This is a genomic window from Neorhizobium sp. 2083 (assembly GCF_031455615.1).
In the GTDB taxonomy this organism is placed as follows: domain Bacteria; phylum Pseudomonadota; class Alphaproteobacteria; order Rhizobiales; family Rhizobiaceae; genus Neorhizobium.
Genome location: NZ_JAVDTC010000001.1, coordinates 834,507 through 860,918 on the forward strand (window position 1 = coordinate 834,507; position 26,412 = coordinate 860,918).

27 protein-coding genes are annotated in these 26,412 nt (G+C 62.3%); 5 read left to right on the forward strand and 22 right to left on the reverse strand.

Going from position 1 to position 26,412, the window contains the following annotated elements:
* Positions 1–158: 158 nt before the first annotated feature.
* The 12 genes from J2X76_RS04375 to J2X76_RS04430 form a co-directional block, all read right to left on the reverse strand.
* Complete coding sequence (locus tag J2X76_RS04375) at positions 159–2,063, reverse strand: diguanylate cyclase (protein WP_310213623.1); 1,905 nt, start codon at positions 2,061–2,063, stop codon at positions 159–161.
* Positions 2,064–2,175: 112 nt separating this feature from the next.
* Positions 2,176–2,625, reverse strand: a complete 450-nt coding sequence (locus J2X76_RS04380) for a PTS sugar transporter subunit IIA (protein ID WP_113129770.1) — start codon at positions 2,623–2,625, stop codon at positions 2,176–2,178.
* Between the two features lie 31 nt (positions 2,626–2,656).
* Positions 2,657–3,349, reverse strand: a complete 693-nt coding sequence (locus J2X76_RS04385) for a response regulator transcription factor (protein ID WP_113129769.1) — start codon at positions 3,347–3,349, stop codon at positions 2,657–2,659.
* On the reverse strand, positions 3,346–6,069 hold the full coding sequence (locus J2X76_RS04390) for a sensor histidine kinase KdpD (RefSeq protein ID WP_310213626.1): 2,724 nt from the start codon (positions 6,067–6,069) through the stop codon (positions 3,346–3,348). The genes J2X76_RS04385 and J2X76_RS04390 overlap by 4 nt, the downstream gene beginning before the upstream one ends.
* Positions 6,070–6,133: 64 nt before the next feature.
* The gene (gene kdpC, locus J2X76_RS04395; RefSeq protein ID WP_113129767.1) at positions 6,134–6,700 is read right to left on the reverse strand and encodes a potassium-transporting ATPase subunit KdpC; all 567 of its coding nucleotides are present in this window, start codon (positions 6,698–6,700) and stop codon (positions 6,134–6,136) included.
* Positions 6,701–6,712: 12 nt separating this feature from the next.
* A complete protein-coding gene (gene kdpB / locus J2X76_RS04400; protein ID WP_113129766.1) occupies positions 6,713–8,800 on the reverse strand; it encodes a potassium-transporting ATPase subunit KdpB in 2,088 nt (695 codons plus the stop codon).
* Between the two features lie 57 nt (positions 8,801–8,857).
* A complete protein-coding gene (locus tag J2X76_RS04405; RefSeq protein ID WP_162736516.1) occupies positions 8,858–9,010 on the reverse strand; it encodes a hypothetical protein in 153 nt (50 codons plus the stop codon).
* A 19-nt stretch (positions 9,011–9,029) separates the two neighbouring features.
* Entirely contained in the window at positions 9,030–10,733 is a 1,704-nt protein-coding gene (gene kdpA / locus J2X76_RS04410) for a potassium-transporting ATPase subunit KdpA (RefSeq protein WP_113129765.1), read from the reverse strand.
* A 66-nt stretch (positions 10,734–10,799) separates the two neighbouring features.
* Complete coding sequence (locus J2X76_RS04415; protein WP_113129764.1) at positions 10,800–10,889, reverse strand: K(+)-transporting ATPase subunit F; 90 nt, start codon at positions 10,887–10,889, stop codon at positions 10,800–10,802.
* A gap of 311 nt (positions 10,890–11,200) precedes the next feature.
* Positions 11,201–11,365 (reverse strand): hypothetical protein, encoded by a 165-nt coding sequence (locus J2X76_RS04420; protein ID WP_162732354.1) that lies wholly within the window; start codon positions 11,363–11,365, stop codon positions 11,201–11,203.
* 11 nt (positions 11,366–11,376) lie between these two features.
* A complete protein-coding gene (locus J2X76_RS04425; RefSeq protein WP_113129763.1) occupies positions 11,377–11,667 on the reverse strand; it encodes a hypothetical protein in 291 nt (96 codons plus the stop codon).
* Between the two features lie 10 nt (positions 11,668–11,677).
* Positions 11,678–11,857, reverse strand: a complete 180-nt coding sequence (locus J2X76_RS04430; protein WP_162732353.1) for a hypothetical protein — start codon at positions 11,855–11,857, stop codon at positions 11,678–11,680.
* 234 nt (positions 11,858–12,091) lie between these two features.
* On the opposite strand from J2X76_RS04430, the gene J2X76_RS04435 reads away from it, so the two are divergent.
* Both J2X76_RS04435 and J2X76_RS04440 read left to right on the forward strand, forming a co-directional pair.
* Positions 12,092–13,339, forward strand: coding sequence for an FAD-binding oxidoreductase (locus J2X76_RS04435; RefSeq protein ID WP_113129761.1), 1,248 nt, complete (start codon positions 12,092–12,094; stop codon positions 13,337–13,339).
* Positions 13,340–13,442: 103 nt separating this feature from the next.
* Positions 13,443–14,741, forward strand: coding sequence for an FAD-binding oxidoreductase (locus J2X76_RS04440; protein ID WP_310213627.1), 1,299 nt, complete (start codon positions 13,443–13,445; stop codon positions 14,739–14,741).
* A gap of 6 nt (positions 14,742–14,747) precedes the next feature.
* On the opposite strand, the gene J2X76_RS04445 is transcribed toward J2X76_RS04440, so the two are convergent.
* Together J2X76_RS04445 and J2X76_RS04450 are read right to left on the reverse strand one after the other, a co-directional pair.
* On the reverse strand, positions 14,748–15,404 hold the full coding sequence (locus tag J2X76_RS04445) for a TetR/AcrR family transcriptional regulator (protein ID WP_113129759.1): 657 nt from the start codon (positions 15,402–15,404) through the stop codon (positions 14,748–14,750).
* 217 nt (positions 15,405–15,621) lie between these two features.
* Positions 15,622–16,152 (reverse strand): gluconokinase, encoded by a 531-nt coding sequence (locus J2X76_RS04450; RefSeq protein ID WP_310213629.1) that lies wholly within the window; start codon positions 16,150–16,152, stop codon positions 15,622–15,624.
* A gap of 171 nt (positions 16,153–16,323) precedes the next feature.
* Here J2X76_RS04450 and J2X76_RS04455 point away from each other — a divergent pair, with 171 nt between their 5' ends.
* The gene (locus J2X76_RS04455; protein WP_310213630.1) at positions 16,324–17,559 is read left to right on the forward strand and encodes a pilus assembly protein TadG-related protein; all 1,236 of its coding nucleotides are present in this window, start codon (positions 16,324–16,326) and stop codon (positions 17,557–17,559) included.
* 3 nt (positions 17,560–17,562) lie between these two features.
* Here J2X76_RS04455 and J2X76_RS04460 read toward each other — a convergent pair whose 3' ends face one another.
* Together J2X76_RS04460 and rirA are read right to left on the reverse strand one after the other, a co-directional pair.
* On the reverse strand, positions 17,563–18,594 hold the full coding sequence (locus J2X76_RS04460) for an AbrB family transcriptional regulator (protein ID WP_310213632.1): 1,032 nt from the start codon (positions 18,592–18,594) through the stop codon (positions 17,563–17,565).
* A 168-nt stretch (positions 18,595–18,762) separates the two neighbouring features.
* Positions 18,763–19,248, reverse strand: coding sequence for an iron-responsive transcriptional regulator RirA (gene rirA / locus J2X76_RS04465; protein ID WP_113129755.1), 486 nt, complete (start codon positions 19,246–19,248; stop codon positions 18,763–18,765).
* A gap of 201 nt (positions 19,249–19,449) precedes the next feature.
* On the opposite strand from rirA, the gene J2X76_RS04470 reads away from it, so the two are divergent.
* Positions 19,450–19,728: a hypothetical protein gene (locus J2X76_RS04470; protein WP_310213633.1), complete on the forward strand. Its 279-nt coding sequence runs from the start codon at positions 19,450–19,452 to the stop codon at positions 19,726–19,728.
* 11 nt (positions 19,729–19,739) lie between these two features.
* Here the strand turns inward: J2X76_RS04470 and J2X76_RS04475 are convergent, their stop codons facing one another.
* From J2X76_RS04475 to J2X76_RS04490, 4 genes are all read right to left on the reverse strand, one after another.
* Positions 19,740–19,871 (reverse strand): hypothetical protein, encoded by a 132-nt coding sequence (locus tag J2X76_RS04475; RefSeq protein ID WP_310213634.1) that lies wholly within the window; start codon positions 19,869–19,871, stop codon positions 19,740–19,742.
* A gap of 74 nt (positions 19,872–19,945) precedes the next feature.
* The gene (locus tag J2X76_RS04480; RefSeq protein ID WP_310213636.1) at positions 19,946–21,010 is read right to left on the reverse strand and encodes a M48 family metallopeptidase; all 1,065 of its coding nucleotides are present in this window, start codon (positions 21,008–21,010) and stop codon (positions 19,946–19,948) included.
* On the reverse strand, positions 21,000–22,094 hold the full coding sequence (locus J2X76_RS04485; RefSeq protein WP_310213638.1) for a YjgN family protein: 1,095 nt from the start codon (positions 22,092–22,094) through the stop codon (positions 21,000–21,002). The genes J2X76_RS04480 and J2X76_RS04485 overlap by 11 nt, the downstream gene beginning before the upstream one ends.
* Before the next feature lie 178 nt (positions 22,095–22,272).
* Positions 22,273–23,769: a CoA-acylating methylmalonate-semialdehyde dehydrogenase gene (locus J2X76_RS04490; RefSeq protein ID WP_113284019.1), complete on the reverse strand. Its 1,497-nt coding sequence runs from the start codon at positions 23,767–23,769 to the stop codon at positions 22,273–22,275.
* Positions 23,770–23,889: 120 nt separating this feature from the next.
* Here J2X76_RS04490 and J2X76_RS04495 point away from each other — a divergent pair, with 120 nt between their 5' ends.
* Entirely contained in the window at positions 23,890–24,771 is an 882-nt protein-coding gene (locus J2X76_RS04495; protein ID WP_113129750.1) for a LysR family transcriptional regulator, read from the forward strand.
* Between the two features lie 81 nt (positions 24,772–24,852).
* Here the strand turns inward: J2X76_RS04495 and J2X76_RS04500 are convergent, their stop codons facing one another.
* Together J2X76_RS04500 and J2X76_RS04505 are read right to left on the reverse strand one after the other, a co-directional pair.
* A complete protein-coding gene (locus J2X76_RS04500; RefSeq protein ID WP_113129749.1) occupies positions 24,853–25,098 on the reverse strand; it encodes a helix-turn-helix domain-containing protein in 246 nt (81 codons plus the stop codon).
* Between the two features lie 314 nt (positions 25,099–25,412).
* Positions 25,413–26,411 carry a TRAP transporter substrate-binding protein gene (locus J2X76_RS04505; protein ID WP_310213641.1) on the reverse strand — a complete coding sequence of 333 codons (999 nt, stop codon included), beginning with the start codon at positions 26,409–26,411 and terminating at the stop codon, positions 25,413–25,415.
* Position 26,412: the final 1 nt, after the last annotated feature.

Sequence of the window (26,412 nt, forward strand, 5' to 3'; positions counted from 1 at the left end):
CTGGGAACGCCACGCGGCGAACACGATGGGAATGGACGTTCGGCGGTCAAACGGCCGTCGGTGCGGGATGTTTCTTAGTATCCCGCTTCCGGCGGGCGTCAAGCGCCAAATCTGGCATTCATCAAGGAAGGCGATGAGCCAGTGGCCTCGGCGGCCGCTCAGAAGGACTTCATGTCAGGCCGGCCGAGCGCCCTGACCGCCTCGTCGCCAGCGGCCGCGACCTGGTTGCGGCCGCTGTTCTTCGCCCGGTAGAGCGCATGATCGGCGTACTCGAACAGTTCCGCGGTCGTCAGCCTGTCGCCCCTGGCAGGATGGAAGGTCGCCGTGCCGATGCTGATCGTCACATATCCCCAGGGCAGGTTCTTCTCATGCGGCAATTTAAGATCGGCGACACGCTGGCGGATCTTCTCCGCCGCCTTCAATGCACCCGCGCCGTCGGTATCCGGCAGAAGGACCGCCAGCTCCTCGCCGCCATAACGGGCTGTAAAATCTCTCGACCGGCGGATCGAGCCACGCACCACATCGGCGAGCGCGCGCAGACAGTCATCGCCGGCGGCGTGGCCGTAGGTATCGTTGAAGAACTTGAAGCGGTCGGCGTCTATCATCAGAATGGAAAGCGGCGCGAGCTGCTTTGCGGCCTGCAGCACCATGTCCTCGAAATGGATGTTGAAGGAGCGGCGATTGGCGAGCTGGGTGAGCTCGTCGGTATTTGCGAGCGCGTCCAGCTCCTCCTGGATGTTCTTCTGGCGCGTCACGTCGCGCGTCACGGCAACGATGCGTATGTCGGCGCCGGTGCCGCCCGGCAGCCGGTTCAGCGTGGTTTCGAGCCAGATCTGCTTGCCATCGGCCCGCTTGCGGCGGACGACCATGTTTTCCCTCGTCGATCCTTGCCGCAAGCGCTCCATGATCTGGGAAACGACCTCATGATCGTCTTCGTGCAGGTTCTCGAGGATATGGGTGCCGATCATCGCGTCGGGATCGACGCCGAGTATCTCCCTGACGGACGGCGACAGATATTCCCGGATCCCATTGCCGTTGAAGCGCTGGATCAGGTCGCCGGAGCCTTCCGCAAGCAGCCGGAATTCGGCCTCGCGCGCCACCAGCAACGCTTCGCTCGCGCGCCGCAGCATGATCTGGCGTCGCCAGCGCCAGACGAGGAAACCGGTGATCGTCACCAGGATAAGACAGGACATCCAGCGGATCCGCGCGCCCCTCATCCAGGTCGCCAGCGTTTCGGACTGGGACGCCGCGGAAAGCCCGACGAGACCGCTATGCTTGCTCCGGTAATAGCCGCCTATGCGCTGAGTCTCGTCGATCGGCGACGTGTAGTGATAGGAGCCGGAATCGCTTTGGCGAAGGTAGGTCGTGAAGAGATCGTAGGAGGAGATGCTCGATCCCAGCTGTGTCTGGAGGAACGGCGCGCGCGCCAGCACGACACCGTCGCGGCGGACCAACAGGAACGAACCTTCGCTGCCGAGGCTGAACCCCTGGAAAAAATTGGTCAGTTCTGTGAGGATGAAGGCAGCGAGCGCAACTCCGCCGAAACTGCCATCCGGATTGCTGATCCTTTGCGTGACGGGCAAAATCCACTGACCGGACAACTTGTTCTTCAGCGGCCTGCCCAAAACCGGGTCCCGCGTCTCGGAGGCCTGATGGAAGACGAAATATTCCCGGTCCGAAAAGTTGAGACCGCTGGCGTCGATCGAGGACGATGTTGCGATCATCCTTCCGTCGGCGTCGATGACGGCGAGAGCGTCGAGCCAACGGGTGGTGGCGATCTGGCGCTTCATCACCTGGGTGATCTTTGCCGGCATGTCCGGCGTACCGCGCTCCTGCTCGATCTGGGTGATCAGGGCCGCCAGCGGGAACTTCGCCATATCGACCGTATCGTCGGCATGCTGCACCAGAGCCTTGGCCGTCTGGACCAGATCCGCCTCGATACGGGCGACCTGGGATTGCCAGCTGGAATATTCCCCCCAGATGATCAGGCCGACAAAGCCGAAAACGGCAAATGCAACAGCAGCAAAAGTCCTGGAGGGCAGGAATTTGATTGCACCAGTCATCTCTCTCTCCCAAACCGACCCAATAGAGCGGCTCGGGAGCTGCGATCCGCTGATAAAGGACCATAGGAAGAAGTCGTTTACTTTCGCCTAATTTAACTTACCTCTATTTTTATCATGGATTTACGAGGCAAAGCCGCGAATGGACGTCCTGAACGCCGGTCGCTCGCCGAATGGCTGCAGCCACGTCTTCCTCACGCACGCGCCGCGCGATGCAGGACAGGATGTTCAGGTGGTTCGGACGGTTTTCCGGATTGAGGAGCAGGAATACGAGATCGACGGGCTCGTCGTCCACCGCCTCGAAATCGACCGGTTTTGCCAGCCGCGCGAACAGGCAGAAATGCCGATCCAGACCCTTCACGGTGGCATGCGGAATGGCGATGCCGGCACCGATCCCCGTCGAACCCAGGGTTTCGCGGTTGGTCAGCACCCGGACGATCTCGTTGGCATCGACGGCCAGCCTTTCGGCGGCAAGCGCGGCGAGCTGCCGGATCAGGATGACCTTCGACGGCGGCGCGAGATCGAGCACGATATTCTCCGGCGGGAGGTAATCACCGAGTTTCATATGTCATGTCCATTGATTGAGCTCGCGGCGCCTACTGGCCTTCCTGCAGCCGATAACCGACGCCGGTCTCGGTCAGGATGTATTGCGGCTGGTCGGGCACCTTTTCGATCTTCTGGCGCAGCTGGCGCACGTAGACGCGCAGGTATTGCACATCGGTCAGGCCGTCCCAGACATGTTCGAGCAGGAAACGGTGGGTCAGCACCTTGCCGGCATGCTGAACCAGGATGCGCAGGATGTCGTATTCCTTCGGGGACAGCTTGATCTCCCTGTCCGCCACCTTGACGATGCGCTTGACGAGGTCGACCGAAAGCTCGCCGGTCTGGAAGACGGGCTTTTCGCCCTGGGTCTGCAGGCGGTGGCGTAGCGCCACGCGGATGCGGGCGACGAGCTCGTTCATGCCGAAGGGCTTCGTCACATAGTCGTCGGCGCCGAGCTCCAGAGCCTTGACGATGCCCGCTTCGTCGGTACGGCTGGAGAGGATGACGATCGGCAGGTCCAGCCCCTCGCCGCGCCATCTGGCGAGCAGGTCGTGGCCGGCCATGTCCGGCAGTCCGAGATCGAGGATGATCAGGTCCGGCTTGTCGGTCTTGACGAGATCGATCGCGACCTTGGCGTTCATGGCCTCGCTGACGGCATAATCCTGGGTGGAGAGGCCAACCCGCAGGAGCTTGCGGATCGGCGGCTCGTCATCGACGATCAGGACGCGCACGGCGGTATTGGTCATTCCTGTTCTCCCAGAATGGGCATTTCGGCCGACCCGATCGTATTTTCGAGGATGGGCATACGGATCGTGAAGATTGCGCCGGGGCGATCCGAGCGATTGGCGGCCCGGATGGTGCCGCCCATGGCCTCGATGAACCCGCGACAGATGGAAAGGCCAAGCCCCGTGCCGGCCCGCACGTGATCGCCTTTGCGAACGCGGTAGAAACTGTCGAAGATGCGTTCGAGATCGTCCGGCGGAATGCCCGGCCCTTCGTCCATCACCGAGATAAGGATCGAACCGCCATCCTGCCAGCCGCGGATGTCGATCACCGTCTCGTCCGGGGCATATTTGGCGGCATTGTCTATCAGATTGAACAGGACCTGCTCGAACAGGACGGGATCGACCTTGAGCATCGGCATGTCGGCCGGAATGCTGACATTGAGCCTGTGCCCGGAGGCGATCTTCGCCGCCCGGCTCAACGCCGTGCCGACGATATCGCCGGCGAAATGGAAGGCGTAGTTGGGCTCCATGGCGCCAGAGCCGATGCGGGTCATGTCGAGCAGGTTGGAGATGAAGCGGTTCAGCCGCTCGGATTCGTCGACCACACTGGTCAGCAGTTCGGCGCGCGCCTCTTCCGGGATATCGGCGCCGAAATCCTTGAGCGTGCCGGCGGAGCCCATGATCGCGGCAAGCGGCGTCTTCAGGTCATGCGAGATCGAGGTCAGCAGCGCGGTGCGCAGGCGGTCGGTCTCGGCGGCGAGCTTGGCCTTGTCGACATCCGATACGAGCTGGATGCGTTCGATCGCAAGTGCTGCCTGATCGGCCAGCGCGTCGAACAGCCGCTGCTGTTCGGGGGTGAGCAGCGGTCCCTGCTTGTCGTTATCGAGGCCAATGACGCCGACCGCCTCGCGGCCGGTGCGCATCGGGAGATAGAGACGCTTGGCCCCCGGCAGCGTATCGGCGGCGCGGCCGGCCGGGCGGTTGTGCTCCCAGGCCCATTTGGCGGCGGCGATATCGGCATCCACCAGCGTGTCGTCCGGCGGGTAACCGGCCTTGACGGCGATCGAGCCGTTTTCCGGCAGCAGGATGACGACCCGGACCTTCAGCATCGACGCTATCTGGAAAGCGGTCGCCCAGAGCACGTCGTCGAGCGTGCCGGTGCCGGCGAGTTTCTTCGAGAAGAGATAGAGGTCCTCGGTGGTCCGGGCTCTCTGGCGGGCCGCCGCCGCCTGGCGCTGCACGGCCGCCGTGAGGTTGGAGGCAACGACCGCGACGCCGAGATAAAAGAACAGCGCCACCAGGCTTTCCGGATCCTGGACGGTAAACGTGTAGCGCGGCTCAAGGAAAAAGAAGTTGAAGGAGAGCGCACCGGCAACCGATGCGAACAGGCCAGGTCCCAGCCCGCCGCGCACCGCCGCCGCCAGCACCGCCATCAGGAAAACGAGGGCGAGGTTACGGACGTCGAGCGTCTGGTCGAGCGCCGCGCCGGCGACGATCGCAAGGCCCACGAAAATCGTGGCTTTGACATAGGGCTTGAGGCTGAATGCCTTTGGCAGCTGGGCCGCCTTGACGCCGCGCTGCGGCTCGCCGTCCCGGGCGTCGCCGGAAATGACATGGACGCTGATATTGCCCGCGTAACGGATCAGGTCATGCGTGACCGATCCCTGCCAGAATTGCCGCCAGCGCGGCTTGCCGGGGCGCCCGACGACGATATGAGTGAAGTTGTTGGCGTTCGCATAGGCGATGATCTCGCGCGACGGCTGCAGCGCCGGGAGCGTCACGGTCTCCGCGCCGAGCTGATCGGCAAGCCGCATGTTGGCGGCCAGCCGGTCCTTGTCCTGTTCGGGCAGATTGACCGATTGCGGTGTTTCGAGATGCAGCGCCGCCCACGGCGCCCGCAGCCGATCGGCCTGCCGGCGGGCGTAGCGCACCAGGCTCGCACCGTTGCGGCCATGGTCGAGGCAGACGAGCACCCGGTCGCCCGCCGCCCACGGGCCGGAAATCGCATGCGCCTGCATGTGGTTGAGGAGCTGCTCGTCGACCCGCTGGGCGGTGCGCCGGAGCGCCAGTTCGCGCAAAGCCGTCAGGTTGCCGGGAGAAAAGTAGTTCTCGATGGCCCGCCGTGCCGTGGTCGGCACATAGACCTTGCCGTCGTTCAGCCGCTTGATGAGGTCGTCCGGGGTGATGTCGATGATCTCGACGTCATCGGCCCGGTCGATAATGCTATCCGGAACCGTCTCGCGCACCCGGATGCGGGTTATCTGCGCGACGACGTCGTTGAGGCTCTCGACATGCTGGATGTTGAGCGTCGAATAGACGTCTATGCCCTGGAGCAGGATTTCCTGCACGTCCATGTAACGCTTCGGATGGCGGCTGCCGCTGGCGTTGGTATGGGCGAGTTCGTCGACAAGGACGAGCGCTGGACGACGCGCCAGAATGGCGTCGAGATCCATTTCGTCGAGCTGCTGGCCTCGGTAGTCGATCAGCTTGCGCGGCACGACCTCGAAGCCCTCGACCAGCGCCTCCGTCTCCTTGCGGCCATGGGTCTCGACGACGCCGATCACCACGTCTACGCCGTCGGCCTTGCGGGCGCGGCCGGACATCAGCATCTCGTAAGTCTTGCCGACGCCGGGGGCGGCGCCGAGGAAAATCTTCAGCCGCCCGCGCGCCTCGCGCTCGGCGTGCTCCAGAAGCGCGTCCGGCGAAGGCCTGCTCTCCATTTCGCGACTGTCGTCGGGCATCGATCATCCGTCTCCCGGTCGGGAAGGCTGCGTCCATCCGAAGGATAGCCGCAGCCATTTCAATTTAAGAACGGGCCTGGTCAAGCGCCATATTCAACGCCAGTACATTGACCACAGGTTCGCCGAGGAAACCGAGTTCGCGGCCGTCGACATGGGCCTGCACGAGCGCGCGGACCGCCGCCTCATCCATGTTCCGCGCCTTGGCGACGCGCGGCACCTGGAAGAGCGCCGCTTCCGGCGAGATATGCGGGTCGAGGCCGCTGCCGGAGGCGGTGACGAGGTCGATCGGCACTTCGGCATTCGGGTTGGTCGCCTTGGCGGCCTCATAATCCGTCTTCACCCGGTCGATCAGCTTGGCACTGGTGGGACCGAGATTGGAGCCGGAGGACGAGGCGGCGTTGTAGCCGTCACCGGCGGCCGACGGGCGGCCGTGGAAATATTGGTCGCCGGTGAAGGCCTGGCCGATCAAGGTCGAGCCGACGACGGTGCCGTCCTTTTCGATCAGACTGCCGTTCGCCTGGGCGGGGAAGACCGCCTGAGCGATGCCGGTCATGGCGAAGGGGTAGATCAGGCCGGTAATGGCGGTGGTGGCGACGATCATGACGATCGCGGGACGAAGTTGTTTCAACATGGACTTTACTCCTTAGGCGAGACCGATCGCGGTAACGATCATGTCGATTGCCTTGATGCCGATGAAGGGGACGATGATGCCGCCGACGCCGTAGACCAGCAGGTTGCGGGACAGAAGCGCGCCGGCACCGATGGCACGGTATTTGACGCCCTTCAGCGACAGCGGGATCAGTACGATGATGATCAGCGCGTTGAAGATGATCGCCGACAGGATGGCGCTTTGCGGCGTGGCGAGCCCCATGATGTTGAGCACGCCGAGCTGCGGATAAAAGGTCAGGAACATCGCCGGGATGATCGCGAAATATTTGGCGATGTCGTTGGCGATCGAGAACGTGGTCAGCGCGCCGCGGGTCATCAGCAGCTGCTTGCCGATCTCAACGATCTCGATGAGCTTGGTCGGGTCCGAGTCGAGGTCCACCATGTTGCCGGCCTCGCGGGCGGCGACCGTGCCGGTGTTCATCGCGACGCCGACATCGGCCTGGGCGAGTGCCGGGGCGTCGTTGGTGCCGTCGCCGCACATGGCGACGAGCTTGCCCTTGGCCTGTTCCTCGCGGATCAGCGTCAGCTTGTTTTCCGGCGTCGCCTGGGCGAGGAAGTCGTCGACGCCGGCTTCGGCGGCGATCGCAGCGGCGGTCATCGGGTTGTCGCCGGTGATCATCACCGTGCGGATGCCCATGCGGCGCAGTTCGGCGAAACGCTCGCGGATGCCGCCCTTGACGATATCCTTCAGCTGCACGATGCCGAGCAGCTTGCCGTCGCGGGCAACGGCGAGAGGCGTGCCGCCGGCCTTGGCGATTTCGTCGGCGATCGCCTGCAGCTCACGCACGATATCGGATTGCGGGCTGGCCGCGATCGCCGCGTTGCCGGAGACCGGCAAGGCACCGGCGCCGACATAGGCGAGCACCGCATCGACCGCGCCCTTGCGGATCTGCGAGCCTTCGAGATCGACGCCGCTCATGCGGGTCTGGGCAGTAAATGGCACGAAATTCGTCTTGAGGCTCGCCATGTCGCGGCCGCGGATCGCGTATTTTTCCTTGGCGAGCACGACGATGGAACGGCCTTCCGGCGTTTCGTCGGCAAGCGAAGCGAGCTGGGCGGCATCGGCGAGATCCTGTTCGGAGACGCCACGGACCGGACGGAACGCAGTCGCCTGACGGTTGCCGAGCGTGATCGTGCCGGTCTTGTCGAGGAGCAGCGTATCGACGTCGCCGGCTGCTTCCACCGCGCGGCCGGACATGGCGAGCACGTTGAAGCGGACGAGACGGTCCATGCCGGCGATGCCGATCGCCGAGAGCAGCGCGCCGATCGTGGTCGGGATCAGCGTCACGAACAGGGCCACGAGGATGATGATCGGAATCGAGCCGCCGGCATAGATGGCGAAGCTCGGGATCGTCGCGGTGGCGAGCACGAAGATCAGCGTCATGCCGGCGAGCAGGATGTTGAGCGCGATCTCGTTCGGCGTCTTCTGGCGCTCGGCGCCTTCGACGAGCGAGATCATGCGGTCGAGGAAGGTCGAGCCGGCAGCCGCCGTGATGCGGACACGTATCCAGTCGGACAGCACCTGGGTGCCGCCGGTCACAGCCGAGCGGTCGCCGCCGGATTCGCGGATGACCGGGGCACTTTCGCCGGTGATCGCAGCTTCGTTGACCGAGGCGACGCCCTCGATGACTTCGCCATCGGAGGGAATGATGTCGCCCGGTTCGACGAGCACGACGTCGCCGACTTTCAGGCTGGTACCGGCAACCATCTTGTATTGGGTCCGGTCGCTGCCCGACAGAAGCTTCGCCTGGGTTTCGGTGCGGGCCTTGCGCAGCGAATCCGCCTGCGCCTTGCCGCGGCCTTCGGCGACGGCTTCGGCGAAGTTGGCGAACAGCACGGTGAACCAGAGCCAGAGGTTGACCTGGAAGGAGAAGCCGAGATTGCCGTTGCCGGCCGCGAGGTCGCGGAGGAAAAGCACGGTGGTGAGGACCGAGACCGTGGCCACGACGAACATGACCGGATTCTTGGCGAGGGTCCGGGGGTTGAGCTTCTTGAAAGCGGCGCCCACCGCCGGAATGAGGATGCGACTATCCATGATACTCGCGGATTTTGCCTGGCTCATAAGAGACTCCAGCGTTGTAGATGAATTGGCTTGTCTATCGAGGCGACGAAGGGTCGATCAGCCACGCAAGACTTCGATCACGAGGACAGCGGCAAGAATGACCGCCGTCATGATAAAAATTGCATAGGATCCGTAGGGGCCCTCTCCACCCTTGCCCCGCTTTTGCGAGGCAAGGGTGGACTGTCTGCGGAGGGCTTTACGGATGCTCATGGCATTCTCCCTTGATACCTCAGAAGGTCTGGCCGGCGATCATGACCAGGTGTTCGACGACGGGGCCGAGCGCCAGAGCGGGCATGAAGGTGAGGCCGCCGACGATCAGGATCGTGCCGACCAGCAGGCCGACAAACAGCGGACCATCGGTCGGGAAGGTGCCTGCCGATGCCGGAACGGTCTTCTTGGCGACCAGCGAGCCTGCGATCGCAAGGGCCGGGATGATGACCAGGAAGCGGCCCATCAGCATGCCGAGACCGAGCGTCACGTTGTACCAGGGCGTGTTGCCCGTCAGGCCGCCGAAAGCCGAGCCGTTGTTGGCCGCAGCCGACGTGTAGGCATAGAGGATTTCGGAGAAGCCGTGCGGGCCGGCGGTGCCGACCGAAGCGACGGCGGACGGCAGGACGCTGGCGATCGCCGTGAAGACCAGCATCGCGAGCGGCAGGCAGAGGATGGCGAGCACGGCCATCTTCATCTCCTTCGCCTCGATCTTCTTGCCGAGATATTCCGGCGTGCGGCCGACCATGAGGCCTGCGACGAAGACGGCGACGATGATGAAGAGGATGATGCCGTAGAAACCCGCGCCGACGCCGCCGACGATGACTTCGCCGAGCTGCATGTTGATGAGCGGGATGAGGCCGCCGAGTGCCGTGAACGAGCCGTGCATGGCATTGACCGCGCCGCAGGAAGCGGCCGTGGTGATCACCGCGAAAAGGGAGGACAGGGCCGTGCCGAAGCGCACTTCCTTGCCTTCCATGTTGCCGCCCGCAAGACCGAGCTGGTGCATCAGCGGATTGCCGGCCGCTTCCGCCCAGTAGGTGATGCCGACGCCGACGATGAACAGGATGCCCATCGAGGCGAGGATCGCCCAGCCCTGGCGCTGGTTGCCGACCATGCGGCCGAAGACATTGGTGAGGCCCGCACCGATCGCGAAGATCGAGACCATCTGGATCATGTTGGAGATGCTGTCGGGGTTCTCGAACGGATGCGCCGAGTTGGCGTTGAAGAAACCGCCGCCATTGGTGCCGAGCATCTTGATGGCAAGCTGCGAGGCGACCGGGCCGAGCGCGATGGTCTGCTTGGCGCCTTCCAGCGTCGTTGCCTCGACGTAAGGGCCGAGCGTCTGGGGCACGCCGAGCCAGACATAGACCAGCGTCAGGACGATGCAGACCGGCAGCAGGATGTAGAGCGTGGCGCGGGTCATATCGACCCAGAAGTTGCCGATCGCCTTGCCCGATGCGCGGGTAAAGGCGCGGATCAGGCCGACGGCGATCGCCATGCCGGTCGCGGCGGACAGGAAATTCTGCACCGTGAAGCCCATCATCTGGGTGAGATAGGACATGGTGCTTTCGCCGCCGTAGTTCTGCCAGTTGGTGTTGCTGACAAAGCTGACGGCGGTATTGAACGAAAGTTCCGGCGGCACGGCGCCCATCCCGGCGGGATTAAAAGGCAGGCCCGCCTGCAGACGCATCAGGGCGTAAAGGACGAGCACGCCGAAGAGATTGAACAGCAGCAGTGAGACGGCATAGGCGGTCCAATGCTGGTCTTCGCGTTCGCTGGTGCCGGCCACGGCATAAAGTCCCCGTTCGATCGGAACGAGGACGGGTGACAGAAGAGTGCGCTCGCCTGAAAAGACACGCGTCATGTAACCGCCGAGCGGTTTGACGAGCGCGATGATGATCCCGCAATAAAGCAGGATCTGAAGCCATCCGTTGAGGGTCATTTGGGGTTAACTTTCAATACCCGGCTGCTTGTCTGGAAGCGCCAGTTCTTTTCAAAAGCGTTCTTCTCAGAAGCGTTCGGGGCGAATGAGAGCGTAGGTGAGGTAGACGGCGAGGAACACGGTCACGGCACCGCTCAAGGCATAATCGAGGATCATCGGTGCTTCTCCCTTCAAAGCCTGTCGCAGGCGCGGGTATAGGCAAGGCAGAGACCGAAGAAGACAACTGCGGTGCCGACTAGAATGACGTCCAACATTGATCTGGACTCCTGTTGTTAAGGCGCGGCCGAACAAGGCAAAGGGTGCCATCCTCAAAGAGGGGCACCGCGATGCTTTCCGGCTTGGAGACGATCCTTTGCGATCTCTCTGACCCTAATATGCGGCGCGACCGCATAGGGGTTCGAGACGGGGCGCAGAGGAAAGAAATAAAAATCCTATAGGATTTTTGTTCTTTCCGGCGGCGGTCGCCCTCAGGAAGCGGCCGCGAAGGTGACGGCATAGGCCGCGACAAGCACGACCAGCATGACCGCAAGCATGCCCAGAATGATATTCGACGCATGCAGACGGTCCGGATTCCCGAAACGGCGGGAGCGCGGATAGACCTGTCCGCGCATATAGTGAATGGCCCTGGACACCGGCATTCTCCTCACGCCCGTCCGACGATCTTCAGGCTGGAATTGATCGCCTTGGGGGCCTTGACCGGGGTTTCGAAAATCGGCCCGAGGCTCAAGGTCACATCATCCGGCACACAGCAGACGGCACCGGGCAGATGATCGCTTTCGAACATGGCGAAATGCACCGCCGACGCCCGGTCTGTGAACAGTCCGCCGACGAGGCCGTCGCGGTCGGAGACGATCCAGCGGCCGCCGGCATCGCGGCCGACCATGAAGCGTACGCCATGCGAGGCAGGTTCGCTTTTCGACATTGCCTTGTTCATCATGTTCTCCTCAAGCCACCATCACGGAAACGAGGCCCGCGGCGCAAAGACCGAGACCGATGACCCCGAGAAGTCTCAGGAAGATCCCGAGATTTGCGTCGACCGGGCGATCCGGCTGCGACAGCCGACGATGCCGGGCCTTGGCTTCAGCAAGATGCAGGACGTAAACGTGCCCCAAACGACCAAACATTTCAGTCACTCCTTGTTGGGATTGGCCCGCGGCTTTGTTCGCGCGGAGCCGGCATCGAAACCGATGCGCGATCCAAAGGTAGCGGCGGCCCCGTAGGCTTTCGATTGGAGGGATGCCGCGAAGAAATAGGGATTCCGTATAGGCATCCGTGATTTTTCATTTGCGCCGCAGCATTCCGGGCGGCATGTTCAAAAGCCTCGAACTATAAAAGACTTGTGAAATGGAATTCAGATCATGACAGCAGATGCGATCGTGCTGGGAGCCGGCATTGTCGGTGTTTCGACGGCTTTGCAGCTCGCCCGGCGCGGCAAGTCGGTGGTGCTCGTCGACCGGAAAGAACCCGGCATGGAGACATCCTACGGCAATGCCGGCCTTATCCAGCGCGAGGGTGTCGTCCCCTATGGTTTTCCGCAGCAGTTCGGCCTGATCCTGCGTTATGCGCTCAACAACCGCATCGACGCGCATTATCACTGGAAAGCCATTCCCTCGGTCACCTCGTTCCTGGCGAAATACTGGTGGCATTCGAACCTGACCCGCCACCAGCTGATCGCCCGCGCCTATGCGCCGCTGATCGAGCACTCGATCGCGACCCATAACGAGCTGATCGAAGAAGCCGGAGCCCAGGATCTGATCGCCAAGAACGGCTGGACGGAGGTGTTCCGCACCCGCGCCAAGCATGATGGCGAGATCGGCGAGGCCGAGCACCTTCGCAGGGAATATGGCGTTGCGTTCAAGGAGCTTTCACCTGCCGACATCGCCGCGCAGGAGCCCAACCTCTCCACTGATTTCGTCGGCGGACTGCGCTGGGAAGATCCGTGGTCGGTCAAGGATCCGCTGGCCCTGACCCGTGCCTATGTGGCGCTGTTCGAAAAGCTCGGCGGCCGGGTGCTGAAGGGAGATGCCAAGAGCCTGTCGCAGACCAAGACCGGCTGGCGGATCGTCGCCGGCGACGGCACGGTCGAAGCCAAGGATGTGGTCGTGGCGCTGGGCCCCTGGTCCGACACGGTCACCAAGCCGCTCGGCTACAATTTCCTGGTCGGCGTCAAGCGCGGTTACCACATGCACTATGCGGCCAAGGGCAATGCGAAGCTCAACGGCTGGACCATGGATGCGGAGCGCGGCTATTTCCTGGCGCCCATGAACCAGGGCATCCGGCTTACGACCGGAGCGGAATTCGCCCGTCGCGATGCGCCGAAAACACCCGTTCAGCTGGATCGCGCCGAGACCGTCGCACGGAGCATCTTCCCGCTTGCAGAACGGCTCGACAGCGAACCATGGATGGGCGCCCGCCCCTGCACGCCGGACATGATGCCCGTGATTGGCAAGGCTCCGCGGCACGACGGCCTGTGGTTCGCCTTCGGCCACGCGCATCACGGCCTGACGCTCGGGCCGGTGACCGGGCAGGTGATTGCCGAGGCCATCGCGGGGAGCAAGACGCTGATCGACATCTCGGCCTACAGGCCGGAACGTTTCAACGCCTAGCTCTCTCGAGCGAGTGGGCCGGGCTGCAAGCCGAACGAACTGCAGGAACCTGGCCCGCGCGTGACCGGCGTCGAATGCGGCATCTTTGCTGGGACAGTGTGACATGGCCTTCAGACCCGCAGACAATCCCCGCCACACGGATTCCTGGTATGCGGCATCCGCCGCGGACAAGCGCGTGCGGCCGGCCCTCGATGGCGAGACGGCAGCGGATGTCTGCGTGATCGGCGCCGGCTTCACCGGCATTTCCGCGGCGCTGGAGCTTGCCGAGCGCGGCTATTCCGTCGTGGTGCTGGAGGCGGAGCGCATCGGGTTCGGTGCCTCGGGCCGCAATGGCGGCCAGATCGTCAACGGCTACAGCCGCGATCTCGAAACCATCGCCGGGCGCTACGGCCGCGACAAGGCCGTGAAACTCGGGGCGATGTCGCTCGAAGGCGGCGAGATCATCCGCGGCCGGGTCGCGAAATACGGGATCGATTGCGACCTGGTGCATGGCGGTTTCTTCGCGGCCTTCACCGACAAGCAGATCCGCGAAATGGAGCATCACAAGGCCGACTGGGAAAAACATGGCCATGGCGGGCTGGAGATGATCTCGAAGGCCGAGGTCGGACGATATGTGAAGACCGACCGTTATGCCGGCGGCATGATCGACAGGCTCGGCGGCCATATCCACCCGCTCAATCTGGTGCTCGGCGAGGCGGCGGCGTTCGAAAGCCTCGGCGGGCGGATCTTCGAAGGCTCGCGCGCGACCGGCATCGAGACAGGCGAAAGATCGGTGGTGCAGACAGAAAAGGGCTCGGTGAAGGCTTCCTATGTGCTCGTCTGCGGCAATGCCTACCTGTCTCCGCAATTTCCGGAGATCAGCGGCCGGATGATGCCGGTTTCCAGCCAGGTGATGGCGACGGAACCGCTCGATGCGACGCTGATAGAAAGCCTGCTGCCGGCGAATTACTGCGTCGAGGACGCCAACTATATCCTCGACTATTACAGGCGCACCGCGGACAACCGGCTGCTCTATGGCGGCGGCATCGGTTATGGCGGGCACGATCCGAGCGATCTTACGGGCGTCATCCGTCCCAATATGCTGAAGACGTTTCCGCAGTTGAAGGACGTGAGGATCGACTATGCTTGGAGCGGCAATTTTGCCCTTACCCTGACGCGCATCCCGCATATGGGCAAGCTGTCGGACAAGGTCTATTTCTCGCACGGCGACAGCGGCCACGGGGTGACAACCACGCATCTGCTGGGAAAGATCCTCGGCGAGACGGTCGCGGGCCATGCGGAACGCTTCGACATCTGGTCGTCGCTGCCCAACCTGCCCTTCCCGGGCGGGCAGACGTTCCGGGTGCCGCTCACCGTGCTCGGGGCCTGGTGGTATGGCCTGCGCGACCGGCTCGGCGTCTGACCGGGATCAGAGAGAGGCGGGAAAACTGCCGGTGAAATAATAGGTCGCCTGCGCGCGAATGATCGACTTGAACTGCGCCACGGCCCCGGCGGCTTCGTCTTCGGGGACCATGAGAGCCAGCCGCATGGTCGCGCCCGAGAGGTGGAACATCACCAGGAGCGTCCGCGCGTAATTTTCGCGCAGCGACTCTTCCACGAAAGGCTCGGTCGCCTTGTAGAAGACATCGGCCTGAAAGCGGGTCTCGGCAATGTCCAGATCCGCGAGCGCCTTGTCGGCCTGAATGGCGTTCAGGAGATCCTGAAGCGATGGCCTTTCCCGCATGTTATAATAGTACATGTCGAACAGTGCGGCCGGCGCCTGCAGCGCGTCTTCGGGCGTGACGATCTTTTCAATCTGTTCCGTCACGAAAGACCGGACCTCTTCGACGTAACGTTCGTAGAGCGTCGCGATGATGGCGGACTTGTTCGGGAAATACTGATAGACCGATGCGATGGGCCCGCCGGAAAGAGCGGCTATCTCCTTCATGGTCACTGCATCGATGCCTTTCTGGCCGATCAGTTCCATGGATACTTTCAGGATCTCATCGATACGCTCGCGGCTTCGTTCTTGTTTCGGCACCCGGCGAAGGGAACCCCGCCCCGGTCCTTGCGTCGAATCTGGCATCCGCAAACCGTCTCCTCAAACACTGTCAACCGTTGCCTTTCTTTGCCGGTGAAATCTCCGGTAAGTCAGGCGGAATTGCTTGAACGCAAAACTGTTGTTTATACGGCGCCCGAAGAGGATCGGATCACGAAGCACGCTAAATTTTAGAATACTTTCCACACCGATGCACATGACAGCACATCGGACAAAACGAGAGCCTAGATCCTATTATCTATGCTCAGGGGAGCTTAGCAATACCATCAAAAGCCTTATCGACGATGGCATTAAGACTTGCGTCGATGTCAACGGTTACCACACCCGGCTCAAGTTCCGGGCTTTCCAGGGTGGCCAGCTGGCTCTGAAGCAGCGATGCTGGCATGAAATGGCCGGTGCGGGCACCCATCCTCTGCTCGAGCACCTTCGGGTCGCCGGTGAGGAAAACGAAATAAAGCATGCCGCCACTCTCCCGCCGCAGCCGGTCGCGGTAGATCTGCTTGAGCGCAGAGCACGAGACGACCACGCTCTCGCCGCGCCCCCTCGCCTTGGCCAATTCGCCGCCAACGAGATCGAGCCAGGGCCAGCGGTCGTCATCGGTCAGCGGAATGCCCTTCGCCATCTTGGCAACATTGGCCTCGGGATGAAGGCGGTCACCCTCGATGAATGCGCAGCCGAGGCGGGCGGCGAGATGTTCGCCGACCGATGTCTTCCCCGATCCGCTGACACCCATGACGACGATTGCAAGAGGAGACGAGAGTTCGATTGGGGGCATGAATGACTTCCATTGAGAGCACGTTCAGGAGGCGGAAAAGACCAAAGTATAGAATCCGAATTAACCTCAGATTTTCCAATTCTCTTACGGGAACCTTAGAGGGAGTGGGATAGAAAGGTCCACCTCAAAGCGCATTCCAAGCGCATCAAATTTAACCTGGGACCCTCGATCATGCGGCGACTCATCGATAATATTGCACTTCGCCTCTATGATATCCTGCATGATACCGGCGGCAATTTTGCGATAGCGACCGCTCTGGCACTCCCGGTCCTCGTGGCGACCGCCGGCGGCGCGATCGATTTTGCCCAGGCTTCGTTCGAGCGCAACAAATTGCAGGGAACGCTCGATGCGGCCTTGCTGAGCGCTGCCGCAAAACCCGATATCGCCAGTCAGCGCCGCGAAGCGCTGCGCTTTCTGACCGATGCGGTTCCGGAGGACACGGACCTCGACACCGCGCTTGTCGTTGCGGGAAACAGCGACGGCAGCCTGACGGGGACCTATGCCCAGGGCGTGCCCACGAATTTCCTTGGCATCCTCGGCATCCACACCATCGAGGTAAAGGTGCAATCCACCGCCATCGCAAACAGGGGCGCGAAGCCATCCGGCGCATGCATCTACGTGCTGGGCAACGCGTCGCAGGCGGTGCTGATCAATTCGGGCGCCAACGTGCATTCAGAAAAATGCGGCGTCGAGGTCAGTTCGACGCAGAACCCTGCCTTCATCATGAATAGCGGTGCGACGATCGATACGGCGAGCTTCTGCGTGGCCGGCACCCAATATATCAAGAACGGCGGGACGCTCAGCAACCTGAAGCCCGGCTGCAAGGTTTCCGGAGACCCCTATGCCGGCAGCATTGCCGAACCGACGGTCTCCGCGACCTGCACCACCAGCGGCACGAAGGACGGGGCGGTTCAGGAACTTGCCCCCGGCGTCCATTGCGGCACCACCTTCAACGGATCGCCGAAGATCACGTTCAAGCCCGGCCTGCATATCATCAAGGGCCGGATGATCATCAATTCCGGTTCGACGGTCGTCGCGGAGGGCGTGACCTTCTACTTCCCGGACACCGACAGCGAAATCCGCGCCAACGGCGCCTTGAGCTTCACGGCCTCGGCGCCGACCAGCGGCACCTACAAGGGCATCCTGATGTTCGAAAAGACCAGCGATGCCGCCAACAATGCCCGCAAGCAGCAATACATCTTCAACGGTTCCAATGGCGAAACTCTCAAGGGAGTGATCCATCTTCCGAACCGCGACGTCACCTACAATTCGACCACGAACCAGACGAACCTCATCACACTGGTGGTCAATACCATGATCATGAACTCGTCCAACTGGGAGATCGAACCCTATACGGGAGCTGCCGGCGGCGCCGGCGAAATCACCTCGGTTCGCCTCGTCAACTGACGATCACTTCTGCCGGGCATCCTTGCCGAGCACGATCGGCATCAGCACCGACAGGAACATCAGCCGCAGCACATGATGGGCGCCGACATAGGTGGGGTCGGCATGCAGCATCACCGCCATCGCCGACATGGTTTCGAGCCCGCCCGGCGCGAAGGCGATCAGCGCCGCATCCAGCGGCACGCCGGTCAGGTAGGAAACGCCTCCGGCGATCGCCGCGGCAAGCACGATCACGACCACGGTCACCACGCCGCCGGCGATAAAGGCGGTGCGCAGTTCGCTGATCGACACGCCGCAGAAGCGCGTGCCGATGACCGAGCCGAGGATCACATAGGTCGGGACCAGCAGCCAGTTCGGAACGCCGCCGCTGATAAAGCCGGTCACATGCGTGGCGATCGACACCACGACGCCGCCGAGCAGCAGCGCCGCCGGAAATTTCCAGCGCATGAACAGCAGGCCGAACAGGGCTGAAACCGCAAGCATGGCAGCAAGGACGGGCGCGCTCATCGCCAGGGGAGCCTGAACGGTATCGGTGCCGACGAGATCGAAAATTTCGACGATCAGCGGGACGGTGATCGTCAGCGCCAGCACCCGCACGCTCTGACCGACGCTGACGGCACGCAGGTCGCAACGGGTTTCTGCCGCAAGGCTGAGCACATAGCTCAGGTGGCCTGGGGACGAGGCGAGTAGCGCAGTGATCCTGTCATAACAGAAGACCCGCTGCAGCACCCAGGAACTGGCATAGAGGAGGATCACGACCGCCACGAGCACCATGACGAAACTCAGCGGCCAGGTGCGGGCCGCGACGATCACCTCCGGCGTGACAGTCGCCCCCATCGAGACGCCGACGACGATAAAGCAGACGTTGCGGACCTGCGACGGCACCGCGAGGTTCAGCCCGGCGAGCCCGGCAATGGTGATCGCAATGGCCGGACCGATGAGATAAGGGGCCGGGAAAGCAATGAGAACTGCGACCAACGCGCCGGCAGTGCCGATCAGCGCAGTCAGCGCGAAAGCGCGCAATTCCGAAGGGAGCATGGCTTGGATCCTGAAGGCGCCTCAGGAAGAAAACTGACAAAAGCCAGAAAAACGCCTGATCCCCTTCTATTGCAAATGCGAGCGAGGTCAACCTCTCCACCGCCCCCAGGAAAAACAAAAGGCGCCAACCTTGACGGCGGCGCCTTCAAAAAACGGGAATGGGCAAGATCAAGCGGCCGGGGCGATGGCTTTCGGCGCGATGACCTTCGGCAGGTGGAGATTGTCGATGCCCAACAGGAAATTGATCTGCGGGCGCGCCTTTACGAGATCGTCGATCGTGTATTCGGCAAGCACGTCGAAGAAAGCATTGAGAGCCTTGCGAAGCGCAGCGTTCAGGCCGCAGCTATCGACAAGCGGGCATTCCGCGACACCTTCTTCGAAACATTCCGCCATGGCGAAGCTGTCTTCCGTCACCTTGACGACATCGAACAACGTGATCCGGTCCGCTGCGCGGCCCAGCCTAACACCGCCATTGCGACCACGCACCGTCTCCACCAGGCCGGCCTTGTTGAGCGGCTGCAGGATCTTGAAGAGGAAGAGTTCGGAAACCCCATAGGCCCTGGCGATCTCGGGAATGCGGCTGAGATGGCCTTCGTTGGCGGCACAATACATCAGCATCCGTACTGCGTAATTCGTCTGTTTGGTCAAGCGCATGCTGGTCTCCCGAGACTCGTACCCGCCCTATATAATGGCTCCGCTAGTTTTGAACAATTCCAAAATAAGAAAATTGTCATCAAGTTTCCGAGCCGCGCCAGCTTGCCTTCGTCGCCGCGGAATTCAAGCCATGAATTGCTCGTTCAACACGAAAGAACAACCGGTCTTGGCCATGCCGGGCGGATTGTGCAAGGATGGCCGATGATATCGCGCGACCTGCATGAGGTTTTGATGGTCCTTTACGAGGCCGGCGGCTCGCGCGTCCCGGCTTCCGAGATCGGCTGGACCAGCGAGATGGCGCCGGCCCTGAACCGGGCGCTCAACATGCAATATATCACCCACCGCGAGACGCGTGCGGGGCGTCTGTTCTCGCTGACAGAAGCGGGATATACGGCGATCGAACGACAACCGCCGCAATATATGTCGATCTCGCGCGCCTTCAGATCGTTGTTCCGGTTCGGCGGCGGGTCACCGGAATAGTCCGGCTCACGTCAGCCGGTCATCGACATCGCAACCCAGGTCGGGATCGCGACTACCACCATTGCGGCCAGCAGGCTGAGGCCGACCTTCGCCAGATACGTGCGGCGGGCACGCTTCGCATCCCACTCGTAAACCATGGACATACATCCCCACTCCTACTCCGCGCGCTAAATTAGAATAGTCTGCGGATACGTCAATGGTTCGCTATGGACCACGGTTACCTTGCCTGAAGCCGACCTCCGGACTGGGCGGCATAATTGCGGATGTCCTGCTGACGTTGCGGCGTGCCGGGGTGGCTGGACAGAATGCTCGCATCCCGGTGGTCGCCGAGCTTGTCTTCCAAGACCGCGAAGAACCGGGCGAGCGCGACGGGATCGTAACCGGCCGCGCGCATCAGCTCGACCGAACGGCGATCCGCCTCGGCTTCCGCAGCACGGGAATAGGAAAGCGCCAGCAGCGCGCCGCCCTGCGTGAGGATGTCCTCGACGCCCGAGCCGACATCGCCGGCAATCAGCATGACCAGCGCCGCAACGCCGGCGGCGCGATAGAGCTGCCGCAGGCTATGCTCGCCTTCCACATGCGCAATCTCGTGGCCGAGCACGCCGAGGATCATTTCCCGGTCGCCATTGGCGAGCTTCACCAGGTCGTCGGTAAGAATGAGGCTGCCATCCGGGAGCGCGAAGGCGTTCGGGCCGATCACGCCGCCATCGCGAAAATTCAGGCGATAGGCGCCCTGCCCGCCCTTCGATTGGGCCGCGAGTTTCGAAAAGCCCTCGGAGATCGCCTGTCGCTCGCCTTCCGGCAGATCGGACGGCTTGAGGATCGTCCGGTCCAGCGATGCGAGCGTACCGGAGCCGATCAGGTCCGGCACGAAAGGTGGAGTGACCAGGACCGCAACTTCCACCAGGACGGGGACGGCAAAGCGGTAGATCGTGGTGGCCAGCAGGATGACGGCGAGCGTCATGAGGATCAGGCGCGGATGGAATTTCTCCAACCGGTGCAGCAGGCCGCTGCGTGGACCGCGCCTGACGCGAAGATAGCCATCGACCCCGTCATTGTCGCGCGTCTCGAATACGGAACCGTCCGGAAAGCGCACCCGCCGCGGGATGGAGCCGACCCGCGGACTGATCTCGATCCGCTCCGGCACCGCAGACGCGAGCGTCCGTCCCTCTTCCACGGCCACGAGGAGGACGCCCTCCTCGCGCAGAATGGCCGGGACCGCGCGGCTGGAATTGGCCGGATGCCATTCGCCCGTCGCGATCGCCGAGCTTTCAGAAGCCAAAGTCGAACCCTTCCATATCCATGTATTCGGCGCTGATCGCAGCCCCGCTTGCCTCGATGGAGGACAGGATCTCGCCGGGATCGCCGTTAATCCGGATGCCGGAATGTTCGTTGACGTAACGGGCGAGCCGGACCGCCGCCCAGGGGCGCATCAGGCCGAGCGTGAACACGGTGACGATCACGTTGCTGATTGCGATCCAGGCATAACGCGGCCGTGACAGGTCGCTCACCAGCTGATGGCGGCCATCGAGCACCGCTGCCGACCAGACGACATTGCGCACACCGGCACGGTAGAAGAGACCGGCAAGGCCATAGAGGATGAAATAGCTGAAGACCCCGGCATAGATACCGGCGATGCTCAGCACGGTCAGCTGCGTGTCCGTCAAGTTTGCGCTCTCACTCATGAAGGTCGCCGAACCGACAATCACGACGAAGGCAATGAAACCGAAAATCAGACTGCCCAGGAAGACGATCAACGCCGGCAGGAGCCAGACGCGATAAAGCCGCCCGAGGGCCGGATCGCTGGAGAAGGGCCGGTCGCCGTAACGCAGGTTGTTGAAGATGTATCGCCAGGTCCACCGGCTCGCGAGCGGCGCTAGGATGCCGAGGGAAATGAAGGCGACCAAGCTGCCGAGCAGGATCGCAACGAATGCGCCGCCTGCCGTGCCGACGAAATCGAAGCGGACGTTGCGATAGCTCGTCACGCGGGCATTGAAGCGCAGGCTGCGCTTGATGAGCCATGGCAACGCGATCAGGATCACGATCGGAGTGATGATGCCGATCGGCGGAAAGATCGCGGTGCCGACATTGATGACGATCAGGAAGGCGATGACGATCAGCCGGCCGATGAAGATCTGCTTGCCGGTCGCGTGATATTCGAAGGCGCGGCCGAGAATGACGGTATTGCCGTAGAAATATCGCTTGCGCCGCACCTTGGCCCAGGCCGAATAAATGCCGACGGTGATGATCGTCAGAAGAACGTTGACGATCCAGATGCCGAAATATTCGCTGGCGCTGCCGGTGAACGATGCCCGTTCGAAAGACTGCCCCGCCGCCGCACGAGGCGCCGTTTCTGCCACTGCCATGATGTCATGCCCCCTTGCCGAATGCCGTAGAGACGGACAGCTGCCCGATTCTTCCCGTCATTGTAAGGGCGTGACATGTCATTTCAATCATTGCTCTATATGGCGACCACGCTTTTAAGCGCCAGAACAAAAACGGGCCCCCGAAGAGGCCCGCTCGAGAATTTCGACGGAACGTCTTTTACTTCATCGTCGGCATGACGAATTCGGCACCGTCCTTGATGCCGGAAGGCCAGCGGGCGGTAATCGTCTTGGTCTTGGTCCAGAACTTGATCGAGTCCGTGCCGTGCTGGTTGAGATCGCCGAAGCTCGAAGCCTTCCAGCCGCCGAAGGAGTGGTAGGCGAGCGGAACCGGGATCGGCACGTTGATGCCGATCATGCCGATATTGATACGGCTGGCGAAATCGCGGGCGGCATCGCCGTCACGGGTGAAGATGGCGACGCCGTTGCCATATTCATGCTTCATCGGCAGATCGAGCGCTTCCTCGTAATTGTGGGCGCGCACGACCGAGAGGACCGGGCCGAAGATTTCCTGCTTGTAGATGTCCATGTCCGGCGTGACGTGGTCGAACAGGGTGCCGCCGACGAAATAGCCGTTCTCGTAGCCCTGCAGCTTGAAGCCGCGGCCATCCACCAGAAGCTTGGCGCCCTCTTCGACGCCGCGGTCGATCAGTCCGTTGATGCGGGCATGGGCTTCCTTGGTGACGACCGGGCCCATGTCGGCCTTGTCGTCCGTATAAGGACCGATGCGGAGCGCCTCGATCTTCGGCGTCAGCTTTTCGACGAGGCGGTTGGCGGTGTCCTCGCCGACCGGGACGGCGACCGAAACGGCCATGCAGCGCTCGCCGGCCGAACCGTAACCTGCGCCCATCAGCGCATTGACGGCCTGGTCGAGATCCGCATCCGGCATGATAATCATGTGGTTCTTGGCGCCGCCGAAGCATTGGGCGCGCTTGCCGTTCATCGCCGCCGTGCCATAGACGTAGCGGGCGATCGGCGTCGAGCCGACGAAGGAAACGGCGCCGATATCCGGATCAGTGAGGATCGCATCGACGGCCGCCTTGTCGCCGTTGACGACGTTGAGGATGCCGGCCGGCAGGCCCGCCTCGATCATCAGTTCGGCAAGGCGGATCGGCAGGGACGGATCACGCTCGGACGGCTTCAGGATGAAGGCATTGCCGCAGGCGATGGCCGGGGCGAACATCCACATCGGGATCATGCCGGGGAAGTTGAACGGAGTGATGCCGGCGCCGATGCCGACCGGCTGGCGCATCGAATACATGTCGATATGCGGGCCGGCGCCTTCGGTGAACTCGCCCTTCGACAGGTGCGGGATGCCGATCACGAATTCGCAGACTTCCAGGCCGCGGATGACGTCGCCCTTGGAATCCTCGATCGTCTTGCCGTGTTCCTTCGACAACATTTCGGCGAGCTCATCCATGTTCTGGTTGAGCAGGTCGACGAACTTCATGAACACGCGGGCGCGGCGCTGCGGATTGGTGGCTGCCCATTTCGGCTGCGCCTGCCTGGCGTTTTCGACGGCTGCGCGGATTTCCGAAACGCTGGCGAGCGCGACCTTCGCCTGAACTTCGCCGGTTGCGGGGTTGAAGACGTCAGCCGTGCGGCCGCTTGTGCCGGCGACATGCTTGCCGCCGATGAAATGCCCGATCTCACGCATGGGTAACTCCTCCTGCCTTTGGTGGCGATCTTTTCGAGGGCCGAGGATACTCCCAGATTTGCACAAGGCAACGCCGTAGTTTACGCATCCGTTGTGCAAATTTCGACATTGGAGCCTCAAATGAACTGGGACGATGTGCGCATGTTCCTGGCGGTTGCCCGCACCGGCCAGATCCTGGCGGCGTCGCGGCGGCTCGGCGTCAATCATGCGACGCTGGGAAGGCGAGTGACCGCATTGGAGGAGGATTTGCGTACCCGCCTCCTCATCCGCCGCACCAATGGCTGCGAGCTGACCGCCGAAGGCGAGGTGTTCTTTCGCGCTGCAGAGCGGATGGAAACGGAAATGCTGGCGGCGCAGGCGAGTACCGGGCGGATCGACACGGCGATCGCCGGCACGGTGCGGATCGGCGCGCCGGACGGCTTCGGCGTATCCTTCCTTGCCTCGCGGCTCGGGCGGCTGACCCGCCGCCACCCGGAACTCAAGCTGCAACTGGTGCCGGTGCCGCGCTCCTTTTCGCTGTCCCAGCGGGAGGCGGATATCGCCATTACCATCGAACGACCGGAACAGGGCCGGCTCGTCTCCTCGAAACTGACCGACTACACTCTGGGGCTCTATGCCTCCGGGACTTACCTCGACGAGGCGGGAACGCCGGGGACGGTCGAGGCGCTGAAAAGCCATCCGCGCATCGGTTATGTGGAGGATCTGATCTTCTCGCCGTCCCTGAATTTCACCGGCGAAGTGATGCGGGACTGGGATGCGAGCTTCGAGATTTCGAGCGCCATCGGCCAGACGGAGGCGGTCCGATCTGGAGCCGGTATCGGCATCCTGCACGACTACGTGGCGCGGCAATATCCGGAACTTGTTCGGGTCCTGCCCGAAACCGTCATCCGGCGGTCCTACTGGACCACCTACCACGAAACCACGCGCGACCTGATGCGGCTGCGGACCGTGGTGGAGTTTCTAAAGGAACTGGTCGAGGAGGAAGGCCACATCTTCGTGTGACCGAGGGGGGCGGCCTTCAGCGCAGAAGGACAGAAGACCGAAATAGGGTCCGGCCGCCGAGGCGGCCGGAAAACCTTTGTATCAGGAAGGCAGGAAAGTCGTAACCGGAACCTTGAGCGCCGCAGCGATGCGCTTCAGCTTGGCTGGGTCGGCATCGGTGCCGTTTTCGATGCGAACGATCTCGTCGTTGACGAGGCCGGTCGTGATGGCAAGTTCTTCGATGCTGTAGCCGACATTCCGGCGCGTTTCGGCAACTGCCGAGGCAATGTGCTGCGGAGAGAGTTTCGCTCCATTGGCGGATGCGAAATTATTGATGGAAATTGTCATGGTATGCTCCTTCTAGAATTGCCTGCCGAAAACCGGTCAGGTGAAGGGGGACGAATGCCCGAGACGCAGGAGTCTAAAAAATTAGGCACCGGCTGCCGCAAACATAGGCATGCTAACGACCCAGACAAGGGCAAATACTGCAGTGCACAAAAATGTGTTCGCTTTCGGGTCGAAACAAGGCAGCGCCAAATTACTTAAATTGTCTAAAAAGGCAGGAAACAGGCGGTTTCTGGCCGAAATTACGAGTTAGACAGGGAAATGGCACCGCTTTTGCGGTGCCATATTAAATTTTCTTAACCTTTCAAAAAATGATATCAGGCTGCCTGGATCGACCTGATCCGATCGATGCCGCCGACAATCCCGGCGAAATCCTGCCAGACGCCTTGCGCGCCCTTCTGCCATTCCTCGAAGGCTTCCGGCTTCAGCAGCTTGCCGCCATTCTTCAATGATACGGCAACCGATGCCGCCTCGTCGTCCACGATCAGCTGGTTGAAATAGGCAGCGCCTTCCTTCGACGCTTCCTGGAAAACCGTCTTCTGCTCGGGGTTCAACCCGTTCCAGAAGCTGGCGGAATAATAGATGACGCCGGAGGCCCAGATATGACCGGTCTCGGTCATGTAGGGCACGACCTCATAAAGCTTGAAGCCGGCATAGGCGGATTTGGTGAGATCCATGGCATCGGCGACGCCGGTCGCCAGCGCATTATAGGTCTCGGTGATCGGAATGCCGACCGGGGCGGTGCCGAAGGCGCTCCACAGCTTGGTGTGCAGCGGGCTCTGGATGACGCGGATCTTCTTGCCCTTCAGCTGTTCCGGACGGGTGACCGGCTCCTTGGTAAGCAGGTGGCGGGCGCCGTAATTGATGAAATCGCCGATCACGAAATTCTGGGCGGCGAGCTTCTGCCTGAGATCGGTGCCGACACTGCCATCGATCGTCTTGCGGACATGCGCCGCGTCGCGGAACAGGAACGGCAGATCCAGGACCTGCAGTTCCGGCACCCAGCCGGACAGCGACGAGACGGTCGAAAGGCTCGCCTGCACGGAACCGAGGCGGGTGCCTTCGGCCACTTCCTTCTCGCCGCCGAGCGCGCCGTTCTTGACGATGTTGAACCTGAACTGGCCCGGCAGCCGGGCTTCCACCAGTTCGCCGATCTTCAACCAGATCTTGGTTTCCGGCTTGTCGTCACCGAGCAGCGAGGCCGTGGTGATCGTCGTGGTGCGGGCGGCGGCGGTGCGCACGAAAACCGGAGCGGCGAGTGCCACGCCCGACGCCGCGGCGGTCTTCAGAAGGGTTCGGCGGTTGATATTGTCCATG